This is a genomic window from Nitrosomonas oligotropha (assembly GCF_900106555.1).
In the GTDB taxonomy this organism is placed as follows: Bacteria; Pseudomonadota; Gammaproteobacteria; order Burkholderiales; family Nitrosomonadaceae; genus Nitrosomonas; species Nitrosomonas oligotropha_A.
In genome coordinates, this window is record NZ_FNOE01000005.1 from 35,119 (window position 1) to 47,353 (window position 12,235).

Annotated in this window: 11 protein-coding genes and 1 tRNA gene; 8 read left to right on the top strand and 4 right to left on the bottom strand. The window is 47.3% G+C overall.

Annotated elements, in window-relative coordinates:
• Positions 1-286: 286 nt before the first annotated feature.
• The 6 genes from BLU57_RS04330 to xth all read left to right on the top strand — a co-directional run bounded on the left by BLU57_RS04330 (position 287) and on the right by xth (position 6,489).
• Positions 287-362: transfer RNA gene (locus BLU57_RS04330), tRNA-Lys, on the top strand.
• Positions 363-781: 419 nt separating this feature from the next.
• On the top strand, positions 782-1,027 hold the full coding sequence (locus BLU57_RS04335) for a hypothetical protein (RefSeq protein ID WP_090316766.1): 246 nt from the start codon (positions 782-784) through the stop codon (positions 1,025-1,027).
• Positions 1,028-1,479: 452 nt separating this feature from the next.
• Positions 1,480-1,854 (top strand): allophanate hydrolase-related protein, encoded by a 375-nt coding sequence (locus BLU57_RS04340; protein WP_176776360.1) that lies wholly within the window; start codon positions 1,480-1,482, stop codon positions 1,852-1,854.
• Positions 1,855-2,051: 197 nt separating this feature from the next.
• A complete protein-coding gene (locus BLU57_RS04345; RefSeq protein WP_090316770.1) occupies positions 2,052-3,974 on the top strand; it encodes a DNA repair helicase YoaA in 1,923 nt (640 codons plus the stop codon).
• A gap of 59 nt (positions 3,975-4,033) precedes the next feature.
• Positions 4,034-5,719 (top strand): hypothetical protein, encoded by a 1,686-nt coding sequence (locus tag BLU57_RS04350; RefSeq protein ID WP_090316773.1) that lies wholly within the window; start codon positions 4,034-4,036, stop codon positions 5,717-5,719.
• 2 nt (positions 5,720-5,721) lie between these two features.
• Positions 5,722-6,489: an exodeoxyribonuclease III gene (gene xth, locus BLU57_RS04355; RefSeq protein WP_090316776.1), complete on the top strand. Its 768-nt coding sequence runs from the start codon at positions 5,722-5,724 to the stop codon at positions 6,487-6,489.
• A gap of 7 nt (positions 6,490-6,496) precedes the next feature.
• Here the strand turns inward: xth and BLU57_RS04360 are convergent, their stop codons facing one another.
• From BLU57_RS04360 to glnA, 3 genes are all read right to left on the bottom strand, one after another.
• Positions 6,497-6,946 (bottom strand): DUF4124 domain-containing protein, encoded by a 450-nt coding sequence (locus tag BLU57_RS04360; protein ID WP_090316779.1) that lies wholly within the window; start codon positions 6,944-6,946, stop codon positions 6,497-6,499.
• Positions 6,947-6,983: 37 nt separating this feature from the next.
• On the bottom strand, positions 6,984-7,433 hold the full coding sequence (locus BLU57_RS04365) for a DUF4124 domain-containing protein (protein WP_090316782.1): 450 nt from the start codon (positions 7,431-7,433) through the stop codon (positions 6,984-6,986).
• A 172-nt stretch (positions 7,434-7,605) separates the two neighbouring features.
• Entirely contained in the window at positions 7,606-9,015 is a 1,410-nt protein-coding gene (gene glnA, locus BLU57_RS04370) for a type I glutamate--ammonia ligase (RefSeq protein WP_090316785.1), read from the bottom strand.
• Positions 9,016-9,318: 303 nt separating this feature from the next.
• Here glnA and recQ point away from each other — a divergent pair, with 303 nt between their 5' ends.
• Both recQ and BLU57_RS04380 read left to right on the top strand, forming a co-directional pair.
• Positions 9,319-11,139, top strand: a complete 1,821-nt coding sequence (gene recQ / locus BLU57_RS04375; RefSeq protein WP_090317103.1) for a DNA helicase RecQ — start codon at positions 9,319-9,321, stop codon at positions 11,137-11,139.
• An 86-nt stretch (positions 11,140-11,225) separates the two neighbouring features.
• Entirely contained in the window at positions 11,226-11,411 is a 186-nt protein-coding gene (locus BLU57_RS04380; RefSeq protein ID WP_256206121.1) for a membrane lipoprotein lipid attachment site-containing protein, read from the top strand.
• A 77-nt stretch (positions 11,412-11,488) separates the two neighbouring features.
• Here the strand turns inward: BLU57_RS04380 and BLU57_RS04385 are convergent, their stop codons facing one another.
• Positions 11,489-12,088 carry an FxDxF family PEP-CTERM protein gene (locus BLU57_RS04385; RefSeq protein WP_090316788.1) on the bottom strand — a complete coding sequence of 200 codons (600 nt, stop codon included), beginning with the start codon at positions 12,086-12,088 and terminating at the stop codon, positions 11,489-11,491.
• Positions 12,089-12,235: the final 147 nt, after the last annotated feature.

The following is a 12,235-nucleotide window of genomic DNA, read 5'->3' on the forward strand; positions in this document are numbered from 1 at the left end:
GCACGTCAAAAACGTCCATTAATCTTAGACAGAATAAATCCCAAACGGGATGTGGATTTTGATTTATAGCTCAGGGAATATTATTTACAACGTCGAGTTTTTAGTGCGATTTACTGTAAATTTTTTACCTATTCTTGCCAACCTCAACCTATAAGAATATTTTATCCGATACTCGCAATAATGTCAGTCAACAAAACATTATATTCACTTCTTATTATAAAAATGAGCACACAATCTGAGAAAGCCATTTATATCGGCAATTGATTCAGGTATAATGCCGCGCTTTGGGTCGTTAGCTCAGCCGGTAGAGCAGCGGACTTTTAATCCGTTGGTCGGCAGTTCGAATCTGCCACGACCTACCAAAACAAATAAAAGGACTACAGGTCATAGACTTATAGTCCTTTTTTATTTTCTAAAAAAATTAATCATTTGAACTTTCAATTAAATCTCTGTAAACATTGTGAGTAGCCGCTGCATCTGACCCTACTGGGGAAGGATAAGTACAACCATCCGACTATGCACTGATGTGTTATGCACTGGTTGATGCGGTTATAGAATCAAAGAAGGGAGAGTTGATTCAAAGGATTAGAGTAATTTAACCTTCATTGGTTCCCCCTCCTCCTATCATCATTATTACGGTTAGCTGTGATGCGGGTCTTGCACGTAATGAGGGGCGATAGGATTGTCTCATTTCAGACTTACGATTATAAATAAAGGAGAAGCAAGCTATAGAAGAACACGATTTCACTGGAGTTATTGACGGATTCAAGTACGTGAGCGAATGATTCTAATAGAAACAACTAAAAACGCCAGAAGTAACGAATTTAGGGATGTCGCAAGGTATAGAGAAGCAGAAAAAATCACATGGGATTGCGAAATACCGCTCTACTCTCAAATTCATGACAAGTATCTATTAGATAAAGATGAAATAATTGAAGAGATTCGTATTGACGTGAAAACATTATGTACCATAGCAATAGAGCTGATAAAGCATGCTGCGCCAGGCGTAGTCCGTGAAGCACGGTAGGATTATTGAGATTAGATCGTATAAGGATAGGATGAAATGAGTTTTTTCGAATGGCCGTGTGAACTGGTTTTTAGTGTCTGTACCTTTTTCGTAATGACAAAGGCCTTATTGGCATTAATTCTCTGCGTTATTTCGGCCGGGATGATTTTCATAGCAATAAAAGAAATAATCAAGAATTTGAGGAAATAATTCGAGTTGAGCTACTGCTCACAAAATACTCAATTTAAGGAAATAGCATGAGTCCAAAACTTGCATATAGAGCACACCACACTTTTAATCCGTTGGTCGGCAGTTCGAATCTGCCACGACCTACCAAAAACAAGAACTTAGGAATACAATTCTAAGTGCTTTTTTAATTTATGAATATCCAATATGCAAGCACAATGTCAGCAATTCCGCGCAACACAAATTAGCAAAATCCATCGTCTTAAGATATTAATAATCAGATAATTATGCAAATTAAGCTTGCCGTCAACGGTACGTTAATGAGAGGTTTGGCGTTAAACCACAATTTGCTGGAGTTGGGCGGTGTATTTGTGGAAGAAGCGCTAACCGCGCCTTTCTACCGGCTTTGGTCGATTAACGATCAGCATCCCGCCATGCAACGTTTCGCCAGCGGCGGGCAAATTTCCTTGGAGATTTGGTCTATAGATTCATCCAAAATCGGTGAATTGTTAAGCCGTGAACCGGCCGGGCTCTCGGTTGGAAAAATTCTCTTGGCTGACAACCGGGAAGTATTAGGAATCCTTGGAGAATCGTATCTTTGCGAAGGGATGCAAGAGATAACTCAATTTGGAGGATGGCGGGAATACAAGGGGCTGCGTTAATTTCACTCTGCGCAGACCTTGAATGATTCATCCAATTTGCATTATCTCCTTCATACTTCACGGCAAAACGAACATCGATCGCTAACCGGTGTGCATCGCAGTATAATGCGTTAAGTTTTTCTTGATCCATTCCCGAGCGTGGCGGTTCCATCAAAGCAGACTGCAGATTGATTCCGGACAGCCATTCTTCTGATTTTATGCTTGATATCAATGCCATTTTCGCGCCCGGCGGCGTACTCTCCCAACACATTGCAGGTTTCCGCACGCGCGCGCAGCAAGTGGAAATGGCGCAGGCGATCGCGGATACAATCGCCAAGCATCAAATTCTGGTGGCCGAAGCTGGAACCGGTACGGGCAAGACGTTCGCTTATCTCGCGCCTGCATTGCTGGCGGGCGGCAAGGTGATTATTTCGACCGGTACTAAAACATTGCAGGACCAATTATTCAATCGCGATATTCCGACCGTGCGTGCAGCGCTAGGAATACCGGTCACGGTAGCTTTACTGAAAGGGCGGGCGAATTATGTGTGCCACTACCATTTGGAGAGAAGCTTGCAGGATACTCACCTCAGCTTTATCAACCGCGATGAGATTCACTATCTGCAACTGATCGAGCGTTATGCCAGCCGCAGTCAGAGCGGCGATAAAAGCGGTTTGAGTGAAGTGCCAGAAAATGCAGCGATCTGGCAAAACGTCACGTCCACGCGCGACAGTTGTCTGGGCTCGGAATGTCCCAGTTACAAAAAATGTTTTGTCATGGAAGCGCGCAAGCAAGCACTCACTGCGGATATCGTGGTGGTAAATCATCACCTGTTCTTCGCGGATGTGATGCTGCGAGATGAAGGATTGTCCGAGCTGTTGCCTGCCTGTAATACAGTTATTTTTGACGAGGCGCATCAATTACCTGAAACCGCCAGTTTGTTTTTTGGCGAATCGATCAGTACCGGCCAATTGCTCGATTTGGCGCGCGATGCCAAAGTAGAAGCGGTTCAAGCCGCCGGGGATTTTACCGGATTGCCCGATTCGATCGCGGCAATGGAAAAAGCTGTGCGCGATTTGCGCTTGACGATTACGGAAGAGAATACGCGCTTGTCGCTGGCGGCTGCCATGCAAAATAGCGGTTTTAGTCAAGCGCTGGGGAATATGCTAGAAAAACTGACCACGCTGGTCAAGTTACTGGAAAGCCAAGCGGAACGATCCGAAGGATTGGAGAATTGCCGCCAGCGCGCGGCGGCGCATTTGTATCTGCTGCAGCGCTGGCGCGATGAAACGGAAATGCAGGAGCATGTGCGCTGGGTCGAAGTCTATCACCACGCTTTACAGCTGAACGCCACGCCGTTGTCGATCGCGGAAATTTTCCAAAGACAAATGGCTGCATCGCCGCGTGCCTGGATTTTTACTTCCGCAACCTTATCGGTGAAAAAGGATTTCAGCCATTACAATAACGAAATGGGACTGACCGCGGCGCAAACGGCGTGCTGGGAAAGTCCGTTCGATTTTGCGCAGCAGGCGTTATTGTACGTTCCGCCCGGCTTGCCGGAACCGCAACAGAGGAATTACACCGATCAAGTGGTTCAGGCGGCGCTGCCGGTATTACGCGCGAGCCGTGGACGGGCCTTTTTCCTTTGTACCAGTTTACGTGCCATGCAGCGTGTGCACGAGTTGTTGCAAGCCACCGAGGATTTCGATTTCCCGTTGCTGCTGCAAGGACAAGGTTCCCGCTCCAATATGCTGGAGCGTTTTCGCGCATTGAACAATGCCGTGCTCATTGGCAGTCAATCGTTCTGGGAAGGTATCGATGTACGCGGCGATGCGTTGTCGCTGGTCATCATCGATAAATTGCCGTTTGCGCCGCCGGACGATCCGGTGCTGGCTGCGCGGATTGACAAAATGAACAATGAAGGACGCAATGCATTTATGGAATACCAATTGCCGCGCGCAGTCATTAACCTGAAACAAGGCGCCGGCCGGTTGATCCGCGATGAAGCGGACCGTGGGGTGCTGATGATTTGTGATCCACGCTTGACTACGAAAGCCTATGGCAAACAAATATGGCAAAGTCTGCCACCGATGAAACGTACACGCGATCTGGCGGAAGTCGAACGTTTCTTTGCTGTCTGAGATGCCTTCCCACGGCTGTTGCGCTGATAATCAAAATCCAATTATTGATTCGATAAAACATGAAAATTAATTTTGCTTTACGTTGGTTTGTTTTCTTTTTACTGGCACTGGTGCTTTCCGGCGTCAGCGCGAGCACATTGGATATTCCGTTGATTGCTACCGAGAGGGAACTGCAAAAAGAACTGGCTGTTGAGAAGCTGAATGACATTATCAGCAGCATCAAACTGCGAAAAGATCAGGCGGAAGCAATGTCGAAGGCGTTGACGAAAGCCAAGACAGAGCAGGAGAAAAACAGAATTCAGGCGGAATTGACTGGATTAAACAATGCCATCGCGGAGCAGAAATCGTCATTTGAAATGATTCTGACGGCGGGCTTGGAGCTAAGCAAAGAGGAAGCGTCAGAAAAAAGAGAATTCGATTGGCAGAAAGATTTACTGGAAATCGTCCAACCGATCATGAGCGAATTGCGTCAATTGACCGAGAATAAGCGTAAAACGGATAGCTTGCAAAAGAAAATCGATTTCTATAAATCGCAAATCCGCGTCATCAATGAAGTACTTAAACATATTGGGGAAATCAATAAAGCCGGTTTTGAAAAAGAGGCTTTAGCCGAGTTTGAGCGCATCAGCAAAAAATGGAATGATCAATTGCTGGAAAACCAGCATCTTCTGGAAGTTGCACAATTACAACTCGAGGAGATGATTAAATCACAATCCGCTAAAGAAATATCCTTGGGTGAACATGTACAACAATTTGCCGCGGGACGCGGCGCCACCTTGTTGATGGCGTTGACTGCTTTTATTTCCGTGTATTTCTCGATGCTATCGTTGCAGAAGCTGCTGCACTGGCTGAATCATCGCAAGAAAGAGGAAAGAAGAACCTATTACCAGCGTATTAGCACATTGTTTTATCATTTTCTGATGGCGGCGTTGTCGATCACAGCGGTGTTTTATGTGCTGAGTGTGCGTAACGACCAGGTGTTAATCGGTATTACCGTGTTACTGCTGCTGAGTATTATTTGGCTGCTGAAGAGCTCTATTCCCAGTTATATCAATGAGCTACGGATACTATTGAATACCGGATCAGTCAGGGAAGGCGAATGCATCAACTACAATGGCATCCCGCTGCTGGTGGAAAGTTTGAATTATTACAGCAAGTTGACCAATCCCATGTTGCCCGGATTGGAATTGCGGCTCACTTTGGCGGAACTGGCCAATTACGTTTCCCGTCCGTACTCGGCTGACGAGCCCTGGTTTCCATGCCAAAGGGGCGATTTCGTGATGCTTTCCGATAATACCTTTGCCATGGTGAAATGCATTACTCTGGAAAGCATTGTGCTATCGCAGCCAAACGGTGTCATGCCGATCACATATAGCATTGCCGATTTCTTGGCCGAGCAGCCTAAGAATTTTTCCCTGGGGTTTACTGTAACTAGCGATTTCGGTATCGATTACCAGCATCAATCCCAATGCGCCACCGTGATCCCGGAAATATTATGTGCCGGTATCCACCGCGGCTTGCTGCTGGAATCCTTTGGTCATTCACTGAATAATTTAGTGGTGCATTTCGCTCATGCCAATACGTCGTCGCTGGATTACAAAATTGCCGCTACTTTCGATGGCACGGCTGCGGGAGATCTGTTCGCCATTAAACGGGCGCTACAGCGTTATGCGGTTGAGGTTTGCAATCAACAGCAGTGGGTCATACCGTTTAACCAGCTGGTTATTCATAACGCCAAGGATTAATCATGAAATTAGCAACCTGGAATGTAAATTCGCTCAAAGTAAGGCTGCCGCAGGTAATCGATTGGCTGCAAACGAACCAGCCGGATATGCTGTGTTTGCAGGAAACCAAATTATCCGATGAAAATTTTCCGGCCGCAGAAATTGCCGCGATCGGCTATGAATCGGTATTTATCGGGCAGAAGACCTATAACGGTGTCGCGATTCTCAGCAAGCAAAAAGGAAGCGAAATTATTACCGCAATACCCGGGTTTGAAGACGAGCAGAAACGCGTGGTGGCGGCAACCTATGGCGATGTGCGCGTCATTTCCGTGTATGTGCCGAACGGCGACACGGTCGAATCGGAAAAATATCAATACAAACTGCGCTGGTTACCCGCCTTGACCGGATGGTTGCGACAGGAACTAAAGAATCATCAAAAACTGGCCATCTTGGGCGATTTTAATATCGCGCCGGAAGATCGCGATGTCTACGACCCGCAATTGTGGCAAGGTAAAGTATTGTGCAGTCAACCCGAACGCGCGGCTTTCGGTGATCTATTGCAGCTGGGATTGACAGATAGCTTCCGCTTATTTGAACAAGCGGAAAAATCGTATACCTGGTGGGATTACCGCATGATGGCTTTTCGCCTGAATCGGGGACTACGCATCGACCATATTCTACTCAGCAATGCGCTCGCAAGTGTCTGTACAAGCTGCACGGTTGATAAAGCGATACGCAAGCTGGAACGTCCTTCGGATCACGCGCCCGTTGTGGCCGAATTAACCGCCTGAGCCGGAATTACGGATTGTTGCGGGATACTTCCTGGAGTCCTTTTTTTAAAGTCTCCAGATTCTTTTCCCGTGCGTCGATTTCTTCACGCATCCGTTCGACCCGATTGAGATAGCGCTGGTAATTACGCTCACTGCCCAAGCGATCCGGAGCACCGTCTTTGTAATCGCTTTTTAATTCGCCGAGGCGTTTCTCTTCTTCCGTTATTCTGCTTTGTATTTTCTCGCGCTGTTCCTCGAGTTTCATCGCTTCGCGGCGTTTTGCGATTCTTTCTTCGACATCGCCGGAATCGACCGAAGGCACAACCACAATCGGCGGTAAGTCAATTTTTTTGGCGTTGCTCGACGGTACGTTGGAATAAGTCACGTTACCACGCTCGTCGACATGCTTATAAACACCGGCTTGTATCGAATAGGAAAAAAAAGCCAGAACAATCAACAAGAAATTATTTTTTTTCATGCATCACCCTATGGACCGGTTGTGATTTTTAGAGCAGCTACAGTCTGGCGAGTTCTTTCTTTAAAGCGGTGATGTTTCTTTGATGCTGGAATAATTTATTTCTTAGCTGCACGACTTTTTCATGAGAATTACTTGCTTCAGCGGCATCGCCGAATTGATCGAGATGCGTTTGCGTATCGACGAAATGCTTTTCTTCGGCCGACAATTCCTTTTGCAGAATCCGACGGCGTACCGTATCGCGTTCCTTTTGCGTTGTATCTTTTACACGGGGCGCATTTCCATTGGATCGTGACTTGGCCGGACCGGGTTCGGAATTTCTCGAATACGATGCAATAGATATTTTCTCCGAGTTAGGGATGCGGCGGTTGGTAAAAGTGATATTGCCGTCCTTATCAACATGCTTGTAGATGTTCGTTTCAGCAATGGCCTGCGATATAGAACTCAACAAAATAAGGGCGAATAGGATTAATAATGTTCCGGTTTTCATATTTTGCTAGAAGAATGTTGATCACAATTACCGCTACCCGATCAGTCTACCAATGATTTCTCTAACGAAAAGCAAAAAAAGAGCTAATAAATCCTGCTTATTGCGCTTTACGGTTCTATTTTTTCATGCCTACCGATTCCGTCACGATGGCTAAAATCAATTTGAATTAAATTTATAAGCTGTAATACATATCAAATTCAACCGGATGCGTCGTTGTGCGCAGCAAAATCACTTCATCCATTTTCAGTTGAATATACGCATCGATGATGTCATTGGAGAAGACACCGCCGCGAATCAGAAAATCGCGATCTTTATCCAGACAATCCAGTGCTTCATCCAATGACGCGCACACATTCGGCACTTTGGCAGCTTCTTCCGGCGGCAAATCGTACAGATTTTTGTCCATCGGATCGCCTGGATGAATTTTGTTCTGAATGCCGTCGAGTCCGGCCATCATCAACGCGGTAAACGCCAGATACGGATTGGCGGTCGGATCGGGGAAACGGACTTCGATACGCCGCCCCTTGGGGCTGCTGGTGTGCGGAATGCGAATAGAGGCCGAACGGTTGCTGGCGGAATAAGCCAGATTGACTGGAGCTTCATATCCGGCAACCAGCCGTTTGTACGAGTTGGTGCTGGGATTGCAAATGGCATTCAGCGCTTTGGCATGTTTCAGAATACCGCCGATGTAATACAGCGCGATCTCGGACAAGCCGGCGTAACCATTGCCGGAGAATAAGTTCTTACCGTCTTTCCAGATGGATTGATGCACATGCATGCCGGATCCGGCATCGCCCACGATCGGCTTGGGCATGAAAGTAGCTGTTTTACCGTACGAATGCGCGACATTGTGAATGACATATTTGAGCACTTGGTTCCAGTCCGCGCGTTTAACCAGGCTGTTGAAGCGGGTGCCGATTTCACATTGACCCGCCGTGGCGACTTCATGATGATGCACTTCGACACCAATGCCCATGTCTTCCAATGTCAGGCACATCGCGGAACGGATATCCTGCAGCGAATCGACCGGCGGTACGGGAAAGTAACCGCCTTTGATGGACGGGCGATGACCGATATTGCCGCTCTCGTATTTGATCGCAGAACTCCAGGCGGCTTCCTCGGATTCGATTTTGACCGAGCATCCGGACATACCGGTATGCCAGCGCACCGAATCGAAAATAAAAAATTCCGGTTCCGGACCGAAGTAAGCCACATCGCCAATACCGGTTGATTTTAAGTAAATTTCACCCCGCTTGGCCAATGAACGCGGATCGCGGCTATAGCCCTTGCCGTCTGCCGGCTCGACCACATCGCACGTCATCAGCAATGTCGGTTCATCCATGAAAGGATCCATGTTGGCGGTATCCGGATCGGGGATCAACAACATATCGGATGCTTGAATGCCTTTCCAGCCGCCTATCGATGAACCGTCAAAAGGATGGCCATCTTCAAATTTATCCGCATCGAAGGTATGCGCAGGTACGGTAACATGATGTTCTTTACCATTGGTATCGGTAAAGCGTAAATCAACAAACTTAACTTCATTGTCTTGAATCAATTTCAAAACATCATTTACCACCATTTTTTCTCTCCAGACTAGCGTGACAAATTGTATAAATAAAGATGCAATTAGATAGAATTATACCAGCACAATAACGCGAATGATTTGAAACGATGCACACGATTGCCATCAAACGGACTGACCCAGCAGAAACTTCCAAGTGTCAGGGTGTGCATTCTACTGTACTATCGCCGGTCAAGTCTTTACGATTCACACAACAGTAAGATGGAGCAATCGCTTAATTGTGCTGCTTATTCCCGTGAAATCAGAGAAATAGCGTTTCTTACCGAAGAAAATCAAGACCATGCAGTAGCCACACCCGGAATGTCCAACGCACTCAACATACTTAAAGAAGTTTTCGGCTATCCCGCATTTCGCGGGCAGCAAGCGGAAGTGATCGAACACATTGCCCGTGGCGGTGATTGTTTGGTGCTGATGCCGACGGGCGGCGGTAAGTCGTTGTGTTACCAAATTCCGGCGTTATTGCGCGATGGCGTTGCCATCGTCGTGTCCCCGCTGATCGCTTTGATGCAAAATCAAGTAGCGGCGCTGCATGAATTAGGAGTGCGCGCGGCGGTTTTGAATTCCTCCCTATCGCAGCAAGCGGCCGCGGAGGTTGAGCAAAAGCTTCTGGCGGGTGATTATGATTTGCTGTATGTCGCGCCGGAACGGTTGTTGACGGCGCGCTTTCTGAATCTGATCGCACGCACCCCGATCGCGCTGTTTGCCATCGACGAAGCGCATTGCGTGTCACAGTGGGGGCATGATTTCCGTCCGGAATACATACAATTGTCGGTTTTGCACGAGCGTTTCCCGGAAGTGCCGCGCATTGCGCTGACCGCGACAGCCGACATGGATACCCGCAAGGAGATTATTGAACGGCTGGGATTGGATGAAGCCAGGTTATTCGTTTCCAGCTTTGACCGCCCGAATATCCGCTATCAGATTATCGATAAAGCCAATAGCCGGGCACAACTACTGTCTTTTCTGCGAACGGAACATTCCGGCGATGCCGGTATCGTGTATTGCCTGTCACGCAAAAAAGTCGAGGAAACAGCAGCGTGGCTGACTGCGCAGGGTTTGCGCGCGTTGCCATACCACGCCGGTATGGACATGCAAGAGCGCAGCCAGAATCAGGAAAGATTTTTGCGCGAAGAAGGTATTGTCATGGTTGCCACTATAGCTTTTGGCATGGGCATTGATAAGCCGGATGTACGTTTTGTCGCGCATTTGGATTTGCCCAAAAGCATTGAAGGTTATTACCAGGAAACCGGCCGCGCCGGGCGCGACGGGCAAGCGGCCAATGCCTGGATGGTGTATGGTCTTGGCGATGTCATTCAGCAACGGCGCATGATCGAAGAATCGGAAGCGCAGCTCAAATTTAAACAAGTTGCCGCTCGCAAACTGGAAGCCATGCTATCGCTGTGCGAAACAACCACCTGCCGCCGCTTGCGCATGCTGAGTTATTTCGGTGAAACCACCGATGATATGGCGGCGTGCGGCAATTGCGATGTTTGTTTGAACCCGCCGCAAGTTTGGGATGCCACTGTAGAAGTGCAGAAAGCATTGTCGTGCGTTTACCGTGCCGGGCAAAATTTCGGTACGGGTCATTTAATCGATATTTTGCGCGGCAATCTGACCGAACGTGTCAAAGAATGGCATCACGACCGGTTGACTACGTTCGGCATCGGTAAAGAATTACCGGAAAAAACCTGGCGTGCGGTATTCCGTCAGATCATCGCACTGGGTCTGCTATCAGCAGACAGTGAAAGTCATGGCGCATTGCACCTGACTGAAGCAAGCCGCTCAGTGCTAAAGGGACAACAAACCGTGCAGTTGCGGCTGCAAACTCAGGCGGGGCACGCATTTGAAAAACGACCAAGCAGCGATTTGATGTTGCTGGATGCAACCGAACGGTATCTTTGGGAGCAGCTACGCGCATGGCGAGCGAAAATGGCTAAAGAGCATGGTGTGCCAGCGTACGTTATTTTTCACGATGCCACCTTGCGCGAACTGGCGCGGCAGTGTCCAAAAACGCAAGATGAATTACGTCAGGTCAGCGGTATCGGCGCACGCAAGCTTGATAAATACGGCGGCTATCTGATTGAAATCCTTCGTAGTTGTGAGTCTGGGCTAAGACAGTAAACTACTTGTTTGAATATTTGGCGTTCTGTTATATACTCGAATCCCTAATTAAATTTGGGTATTTTAAAAAGAAAGGAACGATTAGAATGATGAAAAAATCAATTTTTGCTGCAACTTTAGTAATTTTCTTAGCTGCTTGTTCAAACGCAAATATGGGTGATCCTAATGCGAGCGCAGATGATTGTAAGTTTGGCGTGGGTGGTAATGGTGAATGTCTCAAAGAAGGACAAGATCCACGGCCTTTTGGTGGTACCAGCAAACCTGGGCACTAACCCTCAAGTATCAAAGCATCAAATAAAAAAACCGCCCGAAGTGGCGGTTTTTTTTATGGCTAGGAAACCGATACACATCAAATTTGCTTGCGGCGGGCGCTATAACCTACTAGACCTAGCCCAACCAGTAATAACGCATAAGTATCAGGTTCTGGAACAGGGCTGATGGTACGGGAAAAAGAAGTGACCGGATGTGAATTGGGGTGTGTCGTTAGGGAACTTACCGAAAAAACAAGCTCACCCCGATTGAAATTAAGCCCCGCCCAATTCACATACAAATGGTTTGCATCAAAACTCAAGATGGGTGTGCCGCTCACCGCGGTATTTGAAACCAGGCTGAATGATGTAAACGGGTTGATACTCGCGGATACATCGCTAATAGCAAAGCCATTAAATGCAGTCGGCGAGAAATTGCCGCCATGCGCGAAAGAAATCACAAATTCATCACCACTGAAATCTAGCGTACCGAAACCATCGACCACATTCGATATTTCCACACCGGTATCGACCCGATAATCGCCATTACCCGCCGACGCATACGGCGTACTCAAGTTCGGTAAATAGTACTGATAATTGACTGTATGTCCGTCAAAAACACCGGCATTAGCGATACTGGTAACTGAACCCAAACAAACTGCAACAGAAACCGCTATCAATCGTAAATAACTCTGCATCATTTCACTCCTCTAAAATTAACTTGCGCGCCAAACGATTCACTGATAAATCATGGTGCGTATGATGCAGCAAGCACTCTGAATTAAATAGGTAAAAGTGTCATAAAATTAATGAGATGAATGCACCAAAAGTGCCCTAGTCAGTTTGTA

Bases quoted from the DNA above. Each gene is read 5' to 3' on its own strand.
- BLU57_RS04335 (WP_090316766.1), top strand. From the start codon at position 782: ATGATTCTAATAGAAACAACTAAAAACGCCAGAAGTAACGAATTTAGG.
- BLU57_RS04340 (WP_176776360.1), top strand. From the start codon at position 1,480: ATGCAAATTAAGCTTGCCGTCAACGGTACGTTAATGAGAGGTTTGGCG.
- BLU57_RS04345 (WP_090316770.1), top strand. From the start codon at position 2,052: ATGCTTGATATCAATGCCATTTTCGCGCCCGGCGGCGTACTCTCCCAA.
- BLU57_RS04350 (WP_090316773.1), top strand. From the start codon at position 4,034: ATGAAAATTAATTTTGCTTTACGTTGGTTTGTTTTCTTTTTACTGGCA.
- xth (WP_090316776.1), top strand. From the start codon at position 5,722: ATGAAATTAGCAACCTGGAATGTAAATTCGCTCAAAGTAAGGCTGCCG.
- BLU57_RS04360 (WP_090316779.1), bottom strand. From the start codon at position 6,946: ATGAAAAAAAATAATTTCTTGTTGATTGTTCTGGCTTTTTTTTCCTAT.
- BLU57_RS04365 (WP_090316782.1), bottom strand. From the start codon at position 7,433: ATGAAAACCGGAACATTATTAATCCTATTCGCCCTTATTTTGTTGAGT.
- glnA (WP_090316785.1), bottom strand. From the start codon at position 9,015: ATGGTGGTAAATGATGTTTTGAAATTGATTCAAGACAATGAAGTTAAG.
- recQ (WP_090317103.1), top strand. From the start codon at position 9,319: ATGTCCAACGCACTCAACATACTTAAAGAAGTTTTCGGCTATCCCGCA.
- BLU57_RS04380 (WP_256206121.1), top strand. From the start codon at position 11,226: ATGATGAAAAAATCAATTTTTGCTGCAACTTTAGTAATTTTCTTAGCT.
- BLU57_RS04385 (WP_090316788.1), bottom strand. From the start codon at position 12,088: ATGATGCAGAGTTATTTACGATTGATAGCGGTTTCTGTTGCAGTTTGT.